General features: G+C 31.0%; 23 protein-coding genes and 1 pseudogene. 8 read left to right on the top strand and 16 right to left on the bottom strand.

Annotation, left to right across the window (positions count from 1 at the left end; all coding sequences use genetic code 11):
- Positions 1-32: 32 nt before the first annotated feature.
- The 13 genes from CC87_RS05425 to CC87_RS05480 form a co-directional block, all read right to left on the bottom strand.
- A complete protein-coding gene (locus CC87_RS05425) occupies positions 33-1,493 on the bottom strand; it encodes a hypothetical protein (RefSeq protein WP_038056946.1) in 1,461 nt (486 codons plus the stop codon).
- 27 nt (positions 1,494-1,520) lie between these two features.
- Positions 1,521-2,990, bottom strand: a complete 1,470-nt coding sequence (locus CC87_RS05430; protein ID WP_038056948.1) for a hypothetical protein — start codon at positions 2,988-2,990, stop codon at positions 1,521-1,523.
- Between the two features lie 3 nt (positions 2,991-2,993).
- Complete coding sequence (locus tag CC87_RS05435) at positions 2,994-3,893, bottom strand: PilW family protein (protein ID WP_038056950.1); 900 nt, start codon at positions 3,891-3,893, stop codon at positions 2,994-2,996.
- A gap of 10 nt (positions 3,894-3,903) precedes the next feature.
- Positions 3,904-4,254, bottom strand: coding sequence for a prepilin-type N-terminal cleavage/methylation domain-containing protein (locus tag CC87_RS05440; protein ID WP_038056952.1), 351 nt, complete (start codon positions 4,252-4,254; stop codon positions 3,904-3,906).
- Positions 4,255-4,782: a GspH/FimT family protein gene (locus tag CC87_RS05445; RefSeq protein ID WP_038056959.1), complete on the bottom strand. Its 528-nt coding sequence runs from the start codon at positions 4,780-4,782 to the stop codon at positions 4,255-4,257.
- Between the two features lie 119 nt (positions 4,783-4,901).
- Positions 4,902-5,351, bottom strand: coding sequence for a D-aminoacyl-tRNA deacylase (gene dtd, locus CC87_RS05450; RefSeq protein ID WP_038056962.1), 450 nt, complete (start codon positions 5,349-5,351; stop codon positions 4,902-4,904).
- A complete protein-coding gene (locus CC87_RS05455) occupies positions 5,352-5,921 on the bottom strand; it encodes a 2-oxoacid:ferredoxin oxidoreductase subunit gamma family protein (RefSeq protein WP_038056965.1) in 570 nt (189 codons plus the stop codon).
- Positions 5,922-5,923: 2 nt separating this feature from the next.
- Positions 5,924-6,688, bottom strand: coding sequence for a thiamine pyrophosphate-dependent enzyme (locus CC87_RS05460; RefSeq protein ID WP_038056969.1), 765 nt, complete (start codon positions 6,686-6,688; stop codon positions 5,924-5,926).
- Positions 6,655-7,737 (bottom strand): 3-methyl-2-oxobutanoate dehydrogenase subunit VorB, encoded by a 1,083-nt coding sequence (vorB, locus tag CC87_RS05465; protein WP_038056972.1) that lies wholly within the window; start codon positions 7,735-7,737, stop codon positions 6,655-6,657. The genes CC87_RS05460 and vorB overlap by 34 nt, the downstream gene beginning before the upstream one ends.
- Positions 7,737-7,943 (bottom strand): 4Fe-4S binding protein, encoded by a 207-nt coding sequence (locus CC87_RS08895; RefSeq protein WP_084222211.1) that lies wholly within the window; start codon positions 7,941-7,943, stop codon positions 7,737-7,739. Before CC87_RS08895 ends, vorB begins: the two co-directional genes overlap by 1 nt.
- A gap of 45 nt (positions 7,944-7,988) precedes the next feature.
- Entirely contained in the window at positions 7,989-8,930 is a 942-nt protein-coding gene (gene fabD / locus CC87_RS05470) for an ACP S-malonyltransferase (RefSeq protein WP_038056974.1), read from the bottom strand.
- Complete coding sequence (locus CC87_RS05475; RefSeq protein ID WP_038056975.1) at positions 8,930-9,361, bottom strand: glycine cleavage system protein H; 432 nt, start codon at positions 9,359-9,361, stop codon at positions 8,930-8,932. The genes fabD and CC87_RS05475 overlap by 1 nt, the downstream gene beginning before the upstream one ends.
- A gap of 64 nt (positions 9,362-9,425) precedes the next feature.
- On the bottom strand, positions 9,426-9,716 hold the full coding sequence (locus CC87_RS05480) for an EscU/YscU/HrcU family type III secretion system export apparatus switch protein (RefSeq protein ID WP_038056978.1): 291 nt from the start codon (positions 9,714-9,716) through the stop codon (positions 9,426-9,428).
- Positions 9,717-9,819: 103 nt separating this feature from the next.
- Here CC87_RS05480 and fbp point away from each other — a divergent pair, with 103 nt between their 5' ends.
- The 5 genes from fbp to CC87_RS05505 are packed head-to-tail and all read left to right on the top strand — an operon-like array spanning position 9,820 to position 14,150.
- A complete protein-coding gene (gene fbp, locus CC87_RS05485) occupies positions 9,820-10,941 on the top strand; it encodes a fructose-1,6-bisphosphate aldolase/phosphatase (protein WP_038056980.1) in 1,122 nt (373 codons plus the stop codon).
- Positions 10,942-10,957: 16 nt separating this feature from the next.
- Entirely contained in the window at positions 10,958-11,686 is a 729-nt protein-coding gene (locus CC87_RS05490) for a YkgJ family cysteine cluster protein (RefSeq protein WP_038056988.1), read from the top strand.
- A 3-nt stretch (positions 11,687-11,689) separates the two neighbouring features.
- Positions 11,690-12,088, top strand: a complete 399-nt coding sequence (locus CC87_RS05495; protein ID WP_038056990.1) for an ExbD/TolR family protein — start codon at positions 11,690-11,692, stop codon at positions 12,086-12,088.
- A gap of 6 nt (positions 12,089-12,094) precedes the next feature.
- Positions 12,095-12,931, top strand: coding sequence for a TonB C-terminal domain-containing protein (locus tag CC87_RS05500; RefSeq protein ID WP_038056992.1), 837 nt, complete (start codon positions 12,095-12,097; stop codon positions 12,929-12,931).
- 22 nt (positions 12,932-12,953) lie between these two features.
- The gene (locus CC87_RS05505) at positions 12,954-14,150 is read left to right on the top strand and encodes a pyridoxal phosphate-dependent aminotransferase (protein WP_038056993.1); all 1,197 of its coding nucleotides are present in this window, start codon (positions 12,954-12,956) and stop codon (positions 14,148-14,150) included.
- A gap of 39 nt (positions 14,151-14,189) precedes the next feature.
- Here the strand turns inward: CC87_RS05505 and CC87_RS05510 are convergent, their stop codons facing one another.
- Entirely contained in the window at positions 14,190-14,609 is a 420-nt protein-coding gene (locus tag CC87_RS05510) for a YMGG-like glycine zipper-containing protein (protein ID WP_051920629.1), read from the bottom strand.
- A gap of 159 nt (positions 14,610-14,768) precedes the next feature.
- Here CC87_RS05510 and CC87_RS05515 point away from each other — a divergent pair, with 159 nt between their 5' ends.
- From CC87_RS05515 to CC87_RS05525, 3 genes are read left to right on the top strand one after another with little or no spacing between them, the layout of a single operon-like run.
- Positions 14,769-16,172, top strand: a complete 1,404-nt coding sequence (locus CC87_RS05515) for an NAD-dependent malic enzyme (protein WP_038056994.1) — start codon at positions 14,769-14,771, stop codon at positions 16,170-16,172.
- The gene (gene xth, locus CC87_RS05520; RefSeq protein WP_038056995.1) at positions 16,166-16,969 is read left to right on the top strand and encodes an exodeoxyribonuclease III; all 804 of its coding nucleotides are present in this window, start codon (positions 16,166-16,168) and stop codon (positions 16,967-16,969) included. The genes CC87_RS05515 and xth overlap by 7 nt, the downstream gene beginning before the upstream one ends.
- 11 nt (positions 16,970-16,980) lie before the next feature.
- Entirely contained in the window at positions 16,981-17,310 is a 330-nt protein-coding gene (locus CC87_RS05525) for a hypothetical protein (protein WP_038056996.1), read from the top strand.
- On the opposite strand, the gene CC87_RS05530 is transcribed toward CC87_RS05525, so the two are convergent.
- Positions 17,305-17,502, bottom strand: coding sequence for a hypothetical protein (locus CC87_RS05530; RefSeq protein WP_038056997.1), 198 nt, complete (start codon positions 17,500-17,502; stop codon positions 17,305-17,307). The genes CC87_RS05525 and CC87_RS05530 overlap by 6 nt on opposite strands.
- Positions 17,503-19,767, bottom strand: a pseudogene (locus tag CC87_RS05535) (ribonucleoside triphosphate reductase). It lies immediately after the preceding gene.
- Positions 19,768-19,830 lie beyond the last annotated feature (63 nt).

Below are 19,830 nucleotides of genomic sequence, written 5' to 3' on the forward strand. Positions count from 1 at the left end.
TTTTTTTAAATTTTACTTTAAAAAGAATGATTTTAATAAATACGCATTTTGGTAAAGATTAAAGGAATTTTTATGCTCAGATTTTCACAAATAGGATATCTAATCAAACCTGAAATATTTGATAATTTTTCTATAACTTGTTTATCAAATAATATTTCAAAATTTCCGCTTAAATCAATATTAGTATTTTGAGAATTGCTTGCTAAAACACCATGCAATTCAAAATTTCCAGAACCTTTTATATTAACATTATTATTGGCCTCTGTAATAAAAATCAAACCATATATATCTACATTACCATTCTTCCCGATATTGACATTTGTGTTATCCAAAATTATTAAAGTAGGATTATTCAGGGAACCTATATTAGTATTAGAATTGAGATTAAAAATTGCAGTTCCTGATCCACCGGCATATATAATACCCCCAGCTATATTTAAATTATTTCCCGTCATTTCATAACTTTGAGCAAAAAGATTAGCATTTGTAATATTAACATTATTAGAAGTAATGTTAATTTGATTTTTAGCTACTAAGGTGGCTTGAGAAAGAAAATTAGATATGTTAATAGTACCTGCAGCGATTTTTGCAGACCCATTAAAACTGTTGATATTTAATGTTGCATTTCCTAAATCAAGTGCATCATAGCTTTTAGAATCTAAAGAGGAAGTAAATGTATTGCTATCGGAATTATAGATAAAATCAATTGAAGTTCCATTAGTTGTGCAAGTGATATTAGTGTTAGCTGTACAATTATAAATTTTTATATCAGAAGGTGGGGTCCATACCTTGGTTCCATTTACTCCTACTGGAGTTCCATTATTAAATTCTACACCAAACAAAGTTTGAAGATTATTTAATAATTCTGTTCTGGTGTCTATTTCATTAAATGCTAAATTATAAAGATTAAATATTGCATTCTGTTTTATTGGTTTAACAAGAGCTATAATTCCTTTGGGGTTATGAGGACAACTATCTACAGTACTTCCAGTGAGTCCACTATATTCGTTTCCTATAACCAAAGCCGGTGTGGTACAGTTTTCATTACAGCTTACTATAGCACTGCTCCCTCTTATATTAAAATAAGATAAATTCTTTATAATAGCTGCACCATAAGTAGATATAGGAATAGTTATAACTCCTATTTTAATCACCTTAGCATTCATAAAATTACCCTTAGACCAAATAAAACAAGCACTTCCCCAAGAATTATTTACAAGCTTGGATTGAATTTCAATCCCATATTCATATGATTGAGAACTTAAATCAGCACAATTAACATTATTATTCATTATATAATCTATAGCTTTCATTAATCCAAAATTAGATTTTTTTTCAGCGATTTGATATTTTGCTTCTGCACTTATAGAAAAATATCCTATATGAGTTATATAAGCTACTGTAATTCCTAAAATAAGAAGTAACACTCCTATAGTTAATACAATTAAAATAGTAAAACCACTTTTTTTGTTAAAACTTTTATAGATTTTCAAAAGAATCTCCTGAAATAAATTTTAAATTTAATAAATTCTCATTTTAGTAGTTATTAATTGATATTTTTGGGAAAAATTGCAAATAGGTGGTTTTATAAAACCTAAATTAGAACTGAGTTTTCTAAGAATATCTGGATCAAACTCTATTGTAGTATGACATCTCATACTTAGAGAATTAGAAAGAGAATTACTTATAATAGCTCCATGAATCTCAAAATGTCCTGATGTATCTAAATCAAGTCCAAAACCGGGATTAGCCTCGGTTACATATACCAAACCATATATATCTGTGTGACACTTCCCATCAATGTTTAACTGATTATCGGCAATAATAAGAGTTGGATTATCAGGAGTTCCTATATTACTATCAGAACGCAGCTTTAAATAACCACTACCACTACTATAAAGGATTCCTCCTTCATAATCAAAGTGACAATTAAATATATCGTAATCCTTGGCAAAAAAATTAGAATTTATTATAGAAGTAGTGGCTTTCATGTAATTGTATATGTTTATTTTTTCTCTTGCTACTAAAGTAAGATTGGAGACAGCACTTTTCCCTGTGAATTCTACTGTTCCTGCAGCTATTTTAGCTCCAACTCCACCATTAAAACTGTTTATTGTTAATGAAGCATTTCCCAGATCTATAGCTTCGTATTCCTCAGAACCAAGAGTAAAATTCCCTGTAATAGGATTATAGTTTATAGTTATATCAGTTCCATTGGTATATGTACATGTAATTGTAGTATCTTCAGCAGTACAGGTATTAATACTGGTGCCATTCCAGATATTCTGACCTGTAATTCCTGTTGGTGTTCCATTACTAAAAGAGATCCCATATTTTTGAGAAAGAATATTAAAAATATCATTTCTATCTTTTGCATTTTTAAACACTGTGTTTGCTAAATAAATTGGAGATTCTAAAAGCTCAGGATTTATTTTATAAGGTTCGTCAACCAATGCTCTTATATCTTTATATTCAGAACAATACCCTGTAGTAAAATAAGAACTTGAAGTTATATTATTACCAGTAATTAAAGCAGGAATTTTACAGGTTTCATTACAACTTATAATATCTGCATGACATTTTATATCTAACGAATTTAATTTCCTAAAAACAGCTGCTCCCCAATAGGAGTTTACAGGAAAAATAACAGCAATTTTAAATATATTGGAGTTTTTAAAAATGCCTTTAATCCAGATAAAACAATTTTGATCATTTTCATCAGGAACAAATCTAATCTGTGCCTCTCCAGTGGAAAAAGAAATATTTTCAGTTCCATTACATATTCTGGTTCCATTATAAATTTCACTTATAGCTTTTAATAATCCTTTATTAGCATTTTTTTCAGCGATTTGATATCTTGCTTCTGCACTTATAGAAAAATATCCTATTTGAGTTATATAGGCTATTGCAGCTCCTAAAATAATAAGAACTACACAAAAAACTAAAGCATTAATAATTGCAAACCCTTTGTTATATATGTTTTTTTTCATTATTTACCTCCCAAAATATCTTTCAACAGTAAAAGTTTGTTCTTTTGGTCCTTGTGTAGCAAAGGTTATCACTACTTTTACAGATCTACCAATAGCATAAACTTTAAAAGAATTAGCATCTTTTATTCTTGCTACTTTAAGAGCATTTTCATTACTATTGCACCCGCTTTCCATATCTGTTTTATCCATCATAAGCCAATAACTTCCATCTGTATCTTGAGCTACATAAAATCTAACTTTATGAGGAACCCTTATTATCACATCGCCTGCTTGAAGAGAATAAGTATTATTATTATCGCAGTCAAGAGTACCATTAATCCATTGGCACATAATAGGATTATCTATTGTTAGATTAGGAGAACCACTAAAATTTATACAATCAATAGAATCAAAATTAACATTAAATCCATAAGCAGGTGGAAGTGTAGCAGTAGAATTATAGTTAACCACTTTTCCTCCCTGCCAGATATAATAACAGTTTTGATTATCAGTTGTGCTTAATCTGCAACTTATTATATTTGCAAAACTTCCTGTTGCATTCACTACAAAACCTAATCCATAAAGATTAGCATAAAATTCTATATCTGAACAACCATTAGCTAAATCTCCATCATTACATATCATACACATAGGATCTGTAGGAGGATAACCACTACAAGCAGGTATAGTAGATCCTATACTGCAGGTATTATTGTAACAAGGAACACCTGCTCCCCATCTGGAAAAAACAAAATCTAAGGTTGCAATGCCACTCCTCATTTCCTCAAGTACATCTGAAACGGGTTTAGTCTTTTTAAAGGATCTATCAGAAGCTATATAAAGTCCTACTACAGCTATAAGTATTATACTTGCTAAAACTATAGCAACCAAAATTTCAACTAAAGTAAATCCTTTTTTTCTCATAATTTATACCTCATTGAAAATTACAAACTTTGTCTGTTAAACTCAAACTTTTTCCTTTAGTAGAAGCAGTTGCTGTAATATCTGAGCAGGTATTAGGAGCTGGTTGACAATCACCAGTTATACTTATATTTACTGTTAATCCTCCGCAAGTAATTTGATTTATAGTTTGCCCACCTCTACAGGCTTCTATACCTGAAGCTGCCCCTTCTATCAAACAGGATAATAAAATTCTATTAGAAGTTTTTAAGCCAAATTCGGTGATTAAGGCAGCAATACTTATAGCTATAAAAGAAGTTATTAATATAGCAATTAAAGCTTCAATTATAGTAAAACCATAAAATTTGTTTTTCTGGATATTCATCTAAGAACAACCTCCATCACCACTATTAACTGTTATAGTTCCTCTATTTAATTGTAAAGTAATTTTGTAATACCTGTTTCCATCAGTAATACAAATATTTCCACTGGTTTTAGCAAGACCTCGGGGATCAAAAGTTAAACAGGAATAACCTTTAGGGAAAAGGGTTGATCGTGTTATTGTAACCCAGTTATCTTGAATTACTAAGGATTTAAGAGCTATTTTATTAGAACAGGAACTTTCACTACAAGTTCCTACATTATATACCTCTATCTTACAACCATTTCCTCCAGAGCATGTATCTGTAAAACTTCCACTTTTTTCTATACAAATCCAAATATAAGAACTTTGTTCTATGGCTGTAATTTTTGCCCATTTTATAAGATTTTCCGTTTCAAAGGAGTATTCATTAAATTTATAAATCCTGTAAAATCTTTTCAGAGATGGTACAGTTATGCTTGCCAAAATAGCTATAATAGCTATAACTAAAAGAATTTCAACAAGGGTAATACCCGAAAATTTCTTTTTCATATTATTATATTAATAATTTTTTTAAAATTTTTCAATATTTAAAAAATTTAATATCAAATAAAAAAACAAATCTACTAATGTTAAAAATTGATAAATTTATAAAGAAAGAGAATAAATATCTAAATTTTCTTTAAATATTCCAAATATAGGGTCACAGGTCCATCATTTACTAAATGAATTTCCATATGAGCTCCAAATATCCCTTCTTTTACAGAAATGCCTTTTTCTTTTATCTTTTCTGCCAATGTTTGTAATAATTCTTTTGCTTTTTCTGGTTCTTCTGCCAGGTGAAAGGTGGGTCTTGTTCCCTTTTTTAAATACCCACACACTGTAAAATTGGAAACAAGTAATATCTCTCCTTTTATATCTCTGACACTTAAATTAAACTTTCCACTTTCATCAGAAAAAATTCTTAATTTTACTAATTTATCTGCTATCCAATCTAAAGTCTTTTCATTATCTTCTTTTTCACAACAGACAAGTACAAGAAGACCACAATTAATTTGAGAAATTAATTTATCTTCAACCCAGACAGAGGCTTTTTTAACCCTTTGAATAACAATTTTCATTTAAATTTTGTAATTCTTTTTAATATATTGAGCGCCTAATTCAAACGCCTTTAAGTTTGGTTCAAAAAGATGGGCTTTACCTTTGCTTAAAATTTCTTTTAAAGCTTTTTCAAATTGTTTTCTATTAAAAACTTTAGTAATTTGATAAAAAGCTCCTATTGCACAGAGATTAGCCAAAAGAGGAGTATTAAGACTTTCTGCCAAACTTGATACAGGAATAAAATAAAATTTATATTTTTTTTCTAATTTTTCAAAATCTTCTATATTTTCAGGTTTGACAAAATCAGAGTTTATAATAGCAGAACCTGCCTTTTTAAGCTTAGGAACAAATTTTATAAAAGAAGGATAATTCATGATAATTAAAAAAGAAGGACGAGCTACTATAGGAGAGGCAATACTTTTCTTTGAAATAATTACTGTGCAATTACAGGTTCCTCCTCTCATTTCAGGTCCATAAACAGGCAAATAGGTAACATTATAATTAGCTATCATACTTGCTTGAGCAATAAGGTTTCCTGCAAAAAGGACCCCTTGACCTCCAAAACCTGATATTATTAATTCTAACTTCAAGGCTAATCTCCTTTTTTAGATTTTAAGGATTCACTAACTTTATCTTTAAAAATGCCTAAAGGAAAAATTTCAGTTAATTTATCTATGTGCTTATTAGCAGAAACAGGATCCATTTTCCAATTAATAGGACAGGCTGATAAAATTTCTACATATCCAAAACCCAAATTATTGATTTGAGCTAAAAAGGCATTTTTGATAGCTTTTCTGGCGTCTATAATCCTTTTAGGAGTGTTTAAAGCTACTCTGGCTGAAAAAGCAACACTCTCTAAGGTTGCCAGAATTTCTGCGATTTTAGGAGGATAGCCTAAGTATTGAGGATCTTTACCTTCAGGAGTAGTAGTAGTTTTTTGTCCTGGAACAGTGGTGGGTGAGGCTTGTCCTCCTGTCATTCCATAAACAGTATTATTTATCATAATAGCAGTAATTTTTTCTCCTCTTAAAGCAGTATGAAAGCTCTCATTAAAACCTATAGAAGCAAAATCTCCATCCCCTTGATAAGTAAATACTACCAGATCCGGTCTGGCTCTTTTGGCACCAGTTGCTGCAGCACAGGCTCTACCATGAGGAGCTTCTACTATATCTACATCTATATAAAAATACAAAAAACAGGAACAACCTATAGAAGCAATACCCAAACTTTTGTCTTGGATGCCAAGTTCATCTATCACTTCACAAAGTAATCTATGAGCTATACTATGATGACATCCTGGACAATAATGAAAGCGAGTATTTTTTAAACTTTTCGGGAACTCAAAGAATTTAAGCATTTTTTTATCTCCTTTTCTATCTCTTCTGGAAATGGAATTACACTCGGAGGATAGGGTAAAGAAATTACAGAAGCTCTACCTTCAACAGCTAATCTTACATCCTCTATCATTTGTCCACAGTTTAACTCTGGAACTATAAATTTTAAAGGCTTTTTAGCTTTTTCTATAATTTTTTTAATAGGTTTTTCTGGAAAAGGAAAAAGAGTAATAGGTCTGAAATATCCCACTGAATATCCCTTTTCCCTTAGATTATTCACTGCCTCCTTAGCAATACGCGCTATAGAACCAAAGGCTACTACAATAATATTATCCTCTTCACTAATATCACTTTCAAATTTTATGTCTTTTTGCATAGCTTTATATTTTTTCATAAGTTTGATATTCATTTCTTTTAATTCTTGTGCATCCAGAAATAAACTCCTTAAAAATCTACTAGGTCTTCCTTTAGCTCCGGTAAGAGCCCAGTCATCCTTGGGATACTTTTTTATTTTTAATTTTTTTAAAACCAAGGGTTCTTTCATCTGCCCTAAGATAGCATCAGAAAGTATCATAATAGGATTACGATATTTTTCAGCGAGTTCAAAGGCTTTAGCAGTTAATTCATAAGCTTCCTGAGCATTATAAGGCGCTAAAACCAGAAAATGAAAATCTCCATGTCCAGAACCTTTTACAGCTTGGAAATAATCTCCCTGAGAAGCTTCAATTCCTCCTAAACCAGGACCTCCTCTCATTACATTTACTATTACTGCAGGCAATTCTAAAGCTGCAATATAAGAAAACCCTTCACACATAAGAGAAATTCCAGGACTTGAGGAAGTGGTCATAGCTCTTGTTCCTGTGGCACAGGCACCTAATAACATATTAATAGCAGCAAGTTCGCTTTCTGCCTGCAAAAAAACTCCTCCTCTTTTAGGAAGTTCCCGAGCCATAAATTCTGGAATATCATTTTGAGGAGTAATAGGATATCCAAAATAACACTTACATTCTGCCTCTAAGGCTCCAAGTGCTATAGCTTCTACACCCTTAACTAAAATTTTTTTTGTTTTCATTACCCTTCCTCTTTTACAAAGACTACATCAGGACAAACTAAATAACATATACCACACATAGTGCATTTTTCAGGATTTTTAGCATACACTACCCTATAACCATGTGAATTTCTTTTTGAAGATATATCTAAAACTTTTTTGGGACAAAAATGAACGCATAAACCACAAGATTTACAACGTTCTTCTAAAATTTTTATCTCAAAAATTTTTAACCCTCCTTAACCAAAACTAATATGCTAATTTATTACAACTTAAAATTTTGGCAAGGCTTCTGAAAGAAATTTTAAAGTTTCCAAGTTTTCCACATTAAAACATTTAAAATTTTTTCCTTTTAAAATTTGACTAATAAGACCTGATAGAACTTTTTTAGGACCCAATTCTATAAAAATTTTTACTCCTTGATTATACATATAGTTTACACAATCAATCCAACGCACAGAAGAAGTGATTTGTTCTTTCATCAGATTTTTAATACTATTGGCTGAAATTTCAGCTTTGCCTGTTACATTACTTACAAAAGGAATTTTAGAATCGTTCCAGGTTAATTTTTCTAAAACTTGGCTAAATTTTTCCTGGGCTTTTTTCATTAAAGGACTATGAAAACCTGCACTTACTTTTAATTTCACTACTCTTGCCCCTTTTTCTTTAGCTTCCTGAGCCACTTCATCTACTGCAGGAGTTTTTCCACTTATTACTAACTGCTTTGGAGAATTATAATTAGAAATTACTACTATTTCAGAAGCTTTTTTAACTAAATTTTCAAGGTCACTTAAAGGCATTCCAATTATAGCATACATAGCTGATGAGCTTTTTTTACCTTCTTCATCCATTAATTTGCCCCGTTCTTTTACAGCTATTAAAAGGTCTTTTAAAGATAAAACTTCAGAAGTATAAAGAGCACTATATTCTCCAAGACTATGCCCTGCTACAAATAAAGGTTTTATATTTTTGTTTATCAAAAACTCTTTAAATGCTAAATAGCAGGCAATATTAGTAACTGTTAAACAGACTTGAAGATTTTGAGTTTGGGTTAGTTCTTCTAAAGGGCCTTCAAAGCATAATTTTTTTACAGGAATTTGACTTAAATTTTCACTTAAATCAAAAATATTTTTAACAGATTCAAAATTTTCATAAAATTCCTTTCCCATTCCAATATATTGTGATCCTTGTCCTGGAAATACCAAAGCTATCATTATTCTTCTTCCTCCAAAAATTTTTCAGGTGGAATATCTTCTATATCTTCTAAATATTTCATTTCATAATCTTCTGGTGGAAGAAGTTCTTCAACTTCTGAAGGATTGTAAAGTTGTACCTCTATTAACCATCCTTCATCATAAGGATCCTCATTTAAAATATCCAAATCTTCTAAAACTTTTTCGTTTACTTTAACAATTTTCCCTGAAACAGGCATAATGAGATCAAAAACTTCTTCTATAGTTTCAATACTCCCAAATACTTCATCTCTTTCAAATTCTTCTTCCTCTTCTGGCAAATCAATTTCTATAATTTCTAAATTTTTAACACTAAAATATTCTGTCAGTCCAATTCTTGCTAACTTTCTTTTTTTCTTTTTGACCCAAAGATGGTGTTCAGAATAAACTCTATCTTCGGGAATTTTAAACATAAAAAACCTCCAATAAAAAGTTATTTTAGTGTTTTATATCCGTTTTTTTAAAATTAGCAAGACCTTAGGATGAAAAATTTTTTAAAATTTTTTCTTTTAATTTTTGATTTAAATTAAAAGCCCAGGCTAAGATTGCTGCTACAGCTTTATACAATTCAGGAGGAATGGGTTTATCAATTTCTAATTTATATAATTCTTTTACCAATTTAGAGTCTTTTTTAATAGGTATATTATGATTTTTAGCTATTTTCAAGATCAAGTCTGCCAAATATCCTTGTCCTTTAGCAATAACCTTAGGGATTCCTTCTTCAGGACTATATTTTAAAGCTACTGCTTTTTTCTCTTTTTTAGCCATATTTAGTTTACTTTTTTTGGGGGTTATGCTATAATTTTTTTATAAAAATAATATTATAATTAATATTTTCGGTTAAAAATAGAATTTGTAAAGGAGGTGTGATATGAAACTCACCTTAAGTGTTATAAAAGCAGATATTGGCGGTTTTGTAGGCCATTCTTCTGTTCATAAAGAAGTTGTAGATAAAGTAAAAGAAGTAGCAGAAGATGGAAAAGATAGAGGAATTATTAGAGATCTTTCTGTTCTGGTTTGTGGAGATGATATAGCTTTGGTAATGACTCATACTAAAGGAATAGATTCTTCAGAGGTGCATGAACTTGCTTGGAATGCTTTTAAAGAAGGAACAGAGGTTTCTGAGAAATTGAAAATGTATGGGGCAGGACAGGATCTTTTGGCAGATGCTTTTTCTGGTAATGTCAGAGGAATGGGGCCTGGCGTTGCTGAAATGGAATTTGAGGAAAGAAAAAGTGAACCAGTAGTGGTATTTTTTGCTGATAAAACCTCTCCCAGTGCCTGGAATTTGCCTCTTTTTGAAATATTTGCAGATCCTATGAATACAGCAGGTTTAGTTATAGATCCTTCTATGCATGAAGGCTTTATTTTTGATGTAATGGATGTCTATTCTGGAATGGCTATACAACTTAAAGCTCCAGAAGAACTTTATGATCTTTTAGTTTTTATAGGTGCAACCAGCAGATATGTTATAAGGCATGTTTATAGAAAGAAAGATAGAGAAATTGCTGCAGCTGCATCTACACAAAGATTATCTTTAATGGCAGGTAGATATGTAGGAAAAGATGATCCTGTTCTTATTGTAAGAGCTCAGAGCGGATTTCCTGCTGTAGGAGAAATTTTAGAACCCTTTGCCCGTCCTTGGTTAGTAGAAGGATGGATGAGAGGCTCTCATACTGGTCCACTTATGCCGGTTCCTTTTAAAAATGCTAAACCTACCAGATTTGACGGTCCTCCCCGTGTAATAGCTGCAGGGTATCAAATTGCTGATGGATATTTAATCGGACCTTCTGATCTTTTTGATGATCCTGCCTTTAATAAGGCTCGTGAAGAGTGCAATAAAATAGCAGATATTCTGAGAAGACAGGGTATTTTTGAACCTCATAGGTTACCACCTGAAGAAATGGAATATACTACTTTACCTAAGGTTCTTGAAAAACTTAAGGATAGATTTAAATTAGTAGAACCTGAAAAGCCCAAAATTTCTTTATAAGGAGAGACGATAGATAATGTATAATTATGTCTTTGATCCTAAGGACTATACCTTGGAAGATGAAATAAAATTTCATTGTTATAAAGGAATTGTTTGCTTTAATAAATGCTGTTATGATGTTAAATTAGTTTTAACCCCTTACGAATTTTTAAGGCTTAGGAAGGCTCTTGATTTAGGAGTAGAGGAGTTTATAGAAAAGTATGGAGAGGTCTACATTGGAGAGGTAACTCAGCTTCCTGTTATTTCAATAAATATGATTCCTTATTCTTTGGCCTGTCCTTTTTTAGATGAAAAAGAGGGTTGCAAAGTATATAAGGACAGGCCTGCTCCCTGCCGTTTGTATCCTTTGGCTCGTTTTGTTTCAAAAAATGAAAAGGGAGAAAAAAAAGAATTTTTTAAGATAATTAGAGAAACTCATTGTAAAGGACATTATGAAAATCGGCCTATAAAAATAAAAGATTATCTTAAAGAGCAAGAATTAGAACCTTATCTTTATTATAATGATCTTTGGGGAGAAGTAGTTTTAAAAAGGCAAAAATTTGCTAATACTCCTCTTACAGGAGATATGTTAGAACTTATATTCTTAATAGCTTACAGTCTTCCTGAATTTAGAAGAAGTATAAAAAACAAAGAAATTCCTAGTTTTTCTGAAGACACAGCAGATCTTCCAGATGAAAAACTTTTAGAAAAAGGTTTGCTGTATATAAAAGACAAAATTTTAACTGAAGAAAATCTTAATTGGTAAAACATGAAAATTGGTAAGGATTTACAGGGGGAAATAAACATTATCCCTTTGGTAGATATAATTCTTGTTATTCTTATTATTTTTATGATAACCGCACCTTTATTAACATCTGGAATAGAAGTAGATCTTCCTAAAACTAAGGATTTCCCCATAACTCAAAAGGAGAAGAAACCATTAAAAATAACTATTACTAAAAAAGGAAAAATAAAAATTTATGGAGAAGAAATTAGTCTTGAAGATTTAAGTTTTTGGGCAGAAGAAGCAAAGAAAAAAAATTTAATAAAAGAAGTTCAAATAGAGGCAGATAAAGATTGTCCTTATGGAATAGTAGCAGAAGTACTTTCTGAATTAAAAAAAGCAGGATTTGATGAGTTAGATTTATTAACTCAACCAGAAAGCTGATATTTTATGCTGAATAAATACGATCTATTATCTTATTTCTTTTCTGTATTATTGAATTCTTTATTCCTTTTGATATTTTTTTCTTCTTTAAATTTTAAATACAATAAAGAAAAAAAGATAAAAGTAAAATTGATTTCTTATCAAACTAAAAGTTTATCTCCAACTTTAAATCTTCCTGCTCCTGATTTTCAAACTCTTTCTAATAAATTAGAACTTCCAAAGAAGTCTAAATCTATTTCTAAGCCAAAATCAAAAAATAGACCTAAATTAATTAAAAAAACAGGGAAATTAGTTAAAAAAGTTAACAAAAGCAAAATAAATGAAAGACTGATAAAAAAGAAAATAGCAGAATTAGAAAAGAAAATAAGTTCTAAAAAGACCTCCCAAAAAGTGCAACTATCTAAACAGGAACTTCAAGTTCTTAAGGAAAAATTATTAGCCTTGCAAAGAATAGAAAAAATCACAAAAGGAGCAGGAACTAATAATATTTCAGAAATAAATAAACAAAAAATTAAAGAGCAGAGCTTAGGAAAAAAAGGTTCTAAAGGAACTTTACAAGAAGGGTTGAATTTGGATTATTTGCTTTTGGTCAAAGCGAAATTACAGAACAATTTTGAAGTTCCTATTTATTTAAGAAACAAAAAAGATCTTTATGTTATTGTGAGTATTGATGTTTCATCAAAAGGAGAAATTTTGCATTATACTTTTTTAAAAAATTCTTCAGTTCCAGAATTTAATCAAGCAGTAGAAAGATGTTTAAAGGCTTCTTCGCCTTTACCAGTAAACAAGAAAGCCAAAATAATAGTAGAATTTAGAAGTGAAGGAATAGGGAAATTGAGATAAATTTAATATTGGAGGTTTAAAAATGTTAAAGCTTTCTCAAAGAGCTAAAACACTTAAGCCATCAGCTACCTTAGCAGTAGATGCTAAAGCTAAAGCCTTAAAAGCTAAGGGTATAGATGTAATAAATCTATCTGCAGGAGAACCGGATTTTGATACTCCTAATTATATAAAAGAAGCCTGTAAAAAAGCTTTAGATAAAGGTTTTACTAAATATATTGCTACTCCCGGACTTTTAAGTTTAAGAGAAGCTATTTGTCAAAGATTAAAAATAGATTATGGCTTTGAATATAAACCTGAAGAAGTTTTAGTAACTACAGGAGCTAAACAGGCTATTTTTAATCTTCTTTTAGCTTTAGTGGATACAGGAGATGAGGTATTAATCTTATCTCCTTATTGGGTTTCTTATCCTGCCATGGTAGAACTTGCAGGCGGAATACCTAAGATAATCCCTTCTTCTATGGAAAATAATTTTGAACCATCCATTTCTGAGATAGAAAAAATAATTACTTCTAAAACAGTTGGTATTATTTTAAATAGCCCTTCTAATCCTACAGGACTTATTTATTCTAATAAGTTTTTAAAAGATATAGCAAGTTTAGTAAAAAAATACAATTTGTGGGTTCTAAGTGATGATATTTATGATAAATTAAGATTTGATTTTAAATCACCTGAAAATATTTTATCTGTAGCTCCAGAATTAAAGGATAAAGTTTTTATAGTAAATGGGGTTTCTAAAACCTATGCTATGACAGGATGGAGGATAGGTTGGTTAGTTGGGTCAAAGGATATTATTAAAATTTGTGCTAATATTCAAGGGCAAAGCACTTCTCATGCTACCGCTTTTGCTCAAAAAGGTGCAGAAATAGCTTTAACTTCTTCTCAAGAGGAAGTAGAAAAAATGTGCCAAATTTTTGCTAAAAGAGCAAAATTTTTAACAAGTTTATTAAAAGAAATTCCGGGTATAGAGTTTATTCCACCTCAAGGAGCTTTTTATCTTTTTGCTAAGGTTTTCTATTATGGTAAAAAAACTCCAGAAGGAAAAGAGATAAAAAATTCAGTAGATTTTGCAGAATATCTTTTAGATTTTGCAAAAGTAGCAGTTGTTCCTGGAGTAGCTTTTGGAGATGATAATTTTATAAGAATATCTTTTGCTAATTCAGAAGAAAATCTGGAGAAAGCTTGTTTAAGAATAAGAAAAGCTTTAGGAAGATTAAAATAGCAAAACCCCCCGCCTTTTTAAGGGTGGGGTTTTACAGATTTAATTTGGGCAGACAAGCTTTCTTTCTTCTTTTACCAATCTTCCATACTCATAATATTGAACAGTTACCCATTCACATTTTCCTTCGGATTTCAGGGGTTTAGCGTAAACTTTCTGAACACCGTCTTCACTTACGTATTCAACAGGTTTTTTAGTAGCAGCAGCCTCTTGAGCTGCTTTTTCAGAAATATGTACAGCTGTCCCTACTATTAAAGCTCCTGCAACAGCTCCAATAACAGCTCCTCTCCATCTATTATTTCTATCTATCAAGGCTCCCAAAGCTGCTCCAGCAACAGCACCAAACCCTGCTCCCTCTTGGGTCTTTTCACTCATTTGAGGAACACATCCTGTAAGAATACTCACAGAAAACAGGACTATAAGAAGTAAACTTAGAATTTTGCTTAAAAACAATCTACTCATATTTGCCCCTCCTTTTTCAAAAAGTCATATTACAAATAAATTTAAAGCTAAGTTTTTAAAAATCAATAGTAGATTTTTAATTATTAAAAAGATATGAAAAAGTTTTTTTAATTTTATGATATAATAGATTCATATTAAAATTAAAAAAGGGATGTGTTGATGACATATAAATCTGGACCTGGGTTTGCTATATCTGTAAAATTAAAAATTAAAAATCATCCAAAAATACTTGCTAATTTAGTTTCTGCTATTAGTGAATTAGGAGGAGATATTCGTAATATGAATTTCATAAAAGCAGAAAAAAACAAAACAATCAGGGAGATTACTATAAACATTCAGAATGAAGAACATCAGAGGATAATTATAGAAGCTTTAAAAAATTTTGAGGGTGTAAAAATTTTAGAAATCATTGATAAAACTTTTCATATTCATCAAGGAGGTAAAATAGGAATATATAATAAATTTCCAATAAAAGATAGTGAAGAACTTTCAAGAGCTTATACACCTGGAGTTGCCAGAGTTTGTATGGACATTTTTAAAAATAGAGACCATGTCTATTCTCTTACTATAAAAAGCAATATGGTAGCAGTTATTACTGATGGATCTGCTGTTTTAGGTTTGGGAGATATAGGTCCTGAAGCAGCTATGCCTGTTATGGAAGGAAAGTGCATGCTTTTTAAAGAATTTGGTGAAGTAGATGCTTTTCCTATTGCTATAAAAACTAAAGATGTAAATGAATTTGTAAGTATTGTAAAAAATATTTCTGTTCCTTTTGGTGGAATCAATTTGGAAGATATTTCTGCTCCCCGTTGTTTTGAAATAGAAAAAAGACTTAAAGAAGAACTTGATATACCGGTTTTTCATGATGATCAACATGGAACAGCTATAGTTGTTTTAGCAGCACTTATTAATGTAGGAAGATTATTAAAGAAAGATATTAAGAAATTTAAAATAGTAATTTCTGGAGCTGGGGCTGCAGGGATTGCTATTGCTAATATGCTTTGTGATTATGGAATAAGGAATATCCTTGTTTGTGATAGCAAGGGAATTCTTTATGAAGGAAGATCTAATATGAACCCTTATAAAGAGGAAATTGCTAAAAAAACCAATTTACAAAAAATTAAAGGTTTTCTTTCAGATGCTTTAGAGGGAGCAGATGTTTTTATAGGGGTTTCTGCGCCTGATATTTTAAAACCAGAGGATATTAAAAAGATGTCAGAGGTTAGAGTAGTGTTTGCTCTTTCCAATCCAGATCCAGAAATTTCTCCGGAATTAGCTTTGCCTTTAGTAAAAATTATGGCTACTGGAAGATCAGATTATCCTAACCAGATAAACAATGTGCTTGCTTTTCCAGGAATATTTAAAGGACTTTTAGAAGTAAAAGCTAAAGGTGTGCACAAAGATATGTTTTTCGCAGCAGCCCATGCTATAGCTGATATTGTCAAAGAAGAGGACCTAAGAGAAGATTATATTATACCAAGTATTTTTAATAAAGAAGTTGCAAAAAGGGTTGCAGAGGTAGTAGCTCAAAAAGCAAGAGAATTAGGGCTGGCAAGATGTTAATAGGAACTTGGAATGTTAATTCTATTAATATGAGAAAAGACCATGTTTCTAAATTTTTGCAAGAATTTTCTGTAGATGTTCTTGCTTTGCAAGAAACTAAAGTAAAAACAGAGAACTTCCCTGGTCTTTTGTTTAAAAAATTGGGATATGAGATTTATCATCATGGAGGAAAAGGTAGAAATGGAATAGCTTTGCTTTCTAAAATAAAAGCAGAAGACACAAAAATAGGGTTTGAAGGGTTAAAAGATGCTGATTTTTTCCCAGATGCTAAAGAAAGAATCTTAGGAATAAAAATTTCTAATGAAGTTTTAAAAGAATTGTGGATTTTTTCTGTTTATATTCCTAATGGAGGTTCTGTAAATTCAGATTATTATTTTTATAAACTTCAGTTTTTATGGAAATTCAGAGATTTTTTAGAATTATATTTTTCTAAGGATACACCTTTAATCATTATGGGAGATTTTAATGTAGCTCCAGAGGATATGGATGTTTATGATCCTGAAATATTAAAAGAGACAATTTGTTGCACAGAAAGAGAAAAAAATGCTTTTAAAGCACTTCTTGAATTTGGTTTATTTGATGCTTTGAGATTAAAATATCCTGATAAACAGGGAATTTTTACTTGGTGGGATTATCAATTTTTTGCTTTTCAAAAAAATCAAGGAATGAGACTTGATCATATTCTTATTACCCACCCTCTGATTGATAAACTGGAAGATATCTGGGTAGAAAAGACTCCCAGAGGTTGGAAAAAGCCTTCTGATCACACTCCACTTTTAGCCAAGTTTAATTTTTAGGAGGTCTAATTATGGAAAGTTTAAAAAAATTTGTAGGAAAAGAGTTAAAAATAAAGACCCAAAAAGAACTTGAAGATTTAATTAAAAAATACGATTTTAAATATGCTTATTTGCCTGAAAATTTAGAAGATTTTGATGAATTAGAATTAATGTTTGATTATACCTCCTCTCAGAATTTTCATTTTACTTTAACCTTTTTTAAAAAGAATATCCAAAGAATAATGCTGGTAAAAATAGATAAAGATAATCCTGAAAAAATAGAACCACCTACAGAAGAAGAAGTTAAAATATTTTTAGACAAATACGGAGAAAAGATTACAAAATTTTTAGAAGAATTATAAACTTTGCCACGAACAGCAATTTATACAAACCCAGGTAACTCCACTTCTGGTAAAAAGGTGTTGATTTTCTATAAAACATTTTTGACAAATAGTAAAGCCACAATTGATGCAGATAAAACAAAGAGGTTGTTCTTTACCACACCAATCACAAACCCCTTTGCCAATTTTTTTTCGTTTTTTCTTCTCAGACATTTACATCTGGGAGGCAGCTTTTAGCTTTATAAAACTATCCAATTTTACTGTTTTTCTTTCATTAAATTCCTGTTGCTTACCTAAATTCCAATTTTGCACAGGTCTGAAATATCCAACCACTCTGGAATACACTTCACAAGGTACAACTTTTACCTTTTTGGTTTCATTTTTTTTCATAATTTTTCCTCCTTTTTAGTTTATTTCTTTATAAGCTTTAGCAGGTAATTTAGAAATAACAGTAATTGGCAACTCAATTTCTATACCATATTTTTGTAAATCCTCTTCAGTATGAGGATAAGGGCAAAAATCATGGCGACCAGGAATATATCCATGCACAGGGCAAATAGAAAAAGTAGGAGTAATAGAAAAGTAGGGCAATCTAAATCTTTCTACAATAGCTTTAACCAATTCTCTTACTATCTTTGTATCAGTAATTTCTTCACCTACGAAAAGATGAACTACTGTTCCTCCTGTAAACAGGATTTGTAAGTCATCCTGATGAGTAAGGATTTCAAAAATGTCATCAGTATAATTAACTGGAAGATGACAGGAATTGGTATAATAAGGAATTTTTTCAGTTCCTGCAGTTTTGATTCTTGGGAATTTCTTTTTGTCAATTTTAGCAAGTCTATAACTTGTTCCCTCAGCAGGGGTTGCTTCAAGATTGTAAAGATTTCCTGTTTCTTCCTGAAATTCCGCTATTTTTTCTCTCATAAATTTCAAAATTTTTATAGCAAATTCTTTAGCACCAGGGTCATAGATAGGTTTACCAAGAAAGTTTAAGCACATTTCATTCATACCTATAACACCTATAGTAGAAAAGTGATTAGCCCAGTATTGTCCCTGAGATTGTTTGATAGTTTCCAAATAGACTTTAGAATAAGGATATAGTCCTTTTTCTGTAAAATCTTCAATAACTTTCCGTTTAATCTCAAGAGAGATTTTGGCAAGATTCATAAGATGCTCAAGTCTTTCAAAAAATTCTTCTTCACAAGTAGAAAGGTATCCTATACGAGGAAGATTAATAGTTACAACACCTATGGAACCAGTAAGAGGATTAGATCCAAATAAGCCTCCTCCTCTTCTTTTAAGTTCTCTTTGATCAAGTCTAAGTCTGCAGCACATTGAGCGAGCATCATCTGGATCCATATCACTATTTACAAAATTTGCAAAATAGGGAATTCCATATTTTCTGGTCATTTCCCAGATAGGTTCATAATCAGGATTATCCCAATCAAAATCTTTGGTTATATTATAAGTTGGAATAGGAAAAGTAAAAATTCTTCCTTTAGCATCTCCTTCCATCATGAGCTCACAGAATGCTTTATTAAGCATGGACATTTCTTTATGAAATTCTTTATAAACAGCTTCCTGCGGCTTTCCTCCAATAATAACTGCCTGCTCAGCATAGAGCTTTGATGGTTTAAGATCAAAGGTCAAATTGGTGAACGGTGTTTGAAAACCAACTCTTGTAGGCACATTTACATTAAAAAGAAACTCCTGCATGCATTGCTTTACCTCTTGATAAGAGAGTTTATCGTAGGCTACAAAAGGGGCAAGCAGGGTATCAAAATTTGAAAAAGCCTGTGCACCTGCACTCTCTCCTTGCAATGTATAAAAGAAATTCACAATTTGACCGAGAGCACTTCTAAAATGCTTAGGAGGCTTGCTTTCCACTTTCCCATAAACTCCACCAAATCCTCTAAGAAGTAAATCATATAAATCCCATCCTACACAATAGGCAGAAAGTAATCCAAGGTCATGTATATGAAAATCTCCATCTTTATGAGCCTGTGCTACTTCCTCTGGATAAAGTTTTTCAAGCCAATAACGGGCAATTATAGAAGAAGAGACATGGAAATTAAGTCCTTGCAAACTAAAACTCATATTAGAATTTTCTCTAACTCTCCAGTCTTCATTTCCTAAGTATTCCTCAATAAGATTTATTCCATCAACAAGAGCCTTACTTATTTCTCTTGCCTGTCTTCTTTTTTCACGATAAAGAATATAAGCCTTAGCAACTTCAGAAAATCCTTTTTCCATTAGAGTTTTTTCTATAATATCCTGAATAGTTTCTACATGGGGAATATCACCTTTTTTGAAATAATGCCTGTAGAGATAAACTGCTACTGCATCTGCAATTCTTTCAGCATCTTCCTTAGAACCTTTATGAGTAGCCTTCATGGCTTTATAAACAGCATTTATAATTCTGAATCTTGAAAAGGGAACCACTTTTCCATTTCTTTTCCTAACTAAAGGTTCCATATTTTAACCTCCCACCACAATATCTTGTATTGCCTGTTTAAACAATACCACTATATTTAGATA

This window comes from Thermodesulfobacterium hydrogeniphilum, from assembly GCF_000746255.1.
Classification (GTDB): Bacteria; Desulfobacterota; Thermodesulfobacteria; order Thermodesulfobacteriales; family Thermodesulfobacteriaceae; genus Thermodesulfobacterium; species Thermodesulfobacterium hydrogeniphilum.

Coding starts and splice junctions, on each gene's coding strand:
- CC87_RS05430 (WP_038056948.1), bottom strand. CDS start 2,990: ATGAAAAAAAACATATATAACAAAGGGTTTGCAATTATTAATGCTTTA.
- CC87_RS05435 (WP_038056950.1), bottom strand. CDS start 3,893: ATGAGAAAAAAAGGATTTACTTTAGTTGAAATTTTGGTTGCTATAGTT.
- CC87_RS05440 (WP_038056952.1), bottom strand. CDS start 4,254: ATGAATATCCAGAAAAACAAATTTTATGGTTTTACTATAATTGAAGCT.
- CC87_RS05445 (WP_038056959.1), bottom strand. CDS start 4,782: ATGAAAAAGAAATTTTCGGGTATTACCCTTGTTGAAATTCTTTTAGTT.
- dtd (WP_038056962.1), bottom strand. CDS start 5,351: ATGAAAATTGTTATTCAAAGGGTTAAAAAAGCCTCTGTCTGGGTTGAA.
- CC87_RS05460 (WP_038056969.1), bottom strand. CDS start 6,688: ATGCTTAAATTCTTTGAGTTCCCGAAAAGTTTAAAAAATACTCGCTTT.
- vorB (WP_038056972.1), bottom strand. CDS start 7,737: ATGAAAACAAAAAAAATTTTAGTTAAGGGTGTAGAAGCTATAGCACTT.
- fabD (WP_038056974.1), bottom strand. CDS start 8,930: ATGATAGCTTTGGTATTTCCAGGACAAGGATCACAATATATTGGAATG.
- CC87_RS05475 (WP_038056975.1), bottom strand. CDS start 9,361: ATGTTTAAAATTCCCGAAGATAGAGTTTATTCTGAACACCATCTTTGG.
- CC87_RS05480 (WP_038056978.1), bottom strand. CDS start 9,716: ATGGCTAAAAAAGAGAAAAAAGCAGTAGCTTTAAAATATAGTCCTGAA.
- fbp (WP_038056980.1), top strand. CDS start 9,820: ATGAAACTCACCTTAAGTGTTATAAAAGCAGATATTGGCGGTTTTGTA.
- CC87_RS05490 (WP_038056988.1), top strand. CDS start 10,958: ATGTATAATTATGTCTTTGATCCTAAGGACTATACCTTGGAAGATGAA.
- CC87_RS05495 (WP_038056990.1), top strand. CDS start 11,690: ATGAAAATTGGTAAGGATTTACAGGGGGAAATAAACATTATCCCTTTG.
- CC87_RS05500 (WP_038056992.1), top strand. CDS start 12,095: ATGCTGAATAAATACGATCTATTATCTTATTTCTTTTCTGTATTATTG.
- CC87_RS05505 (WP_038056993.1), top strand. CDS start 12,954: ATGTTAAAGCTTTCTCAAAGAGCTAAAACACTTAAGCCATCAGCTACC.
- CC87_RS05510 (WP_051920629.1), bottom strand. CDS start 14,609: ATGAGTAGATTGTTTTTAAGCAAAATTCTAAGTTTACTTCTTATAGTC.
- CC87_RS05515 (WP_038056994.1), top strand. CDS start 14,769: ATGACATATAAATCTGGACCTGGGTTTGCTATATCTGTAAAATTAAAA.
- xth (WP_038056995.1), top strand. CDS start 16,166: ATGTTAATAGGAACTTGGAATGTTAATTCTATTAATATGAGAAAAGAC.
- CC87_RS05525 (WP_038056996.1), top strand. CDS start 16,981: ATGGAAAGTTTAAAAAAATTTGTAGGAAAAGAGTTAAAAATAAAGACC.
- CC87_RS05530 (WP_038056997.1), bottom strand. CDS start 17,502: ATGTCTGAGAAGAAAAAACGAAAAAAAATTGGCAAAGGGGTTTGTGAT.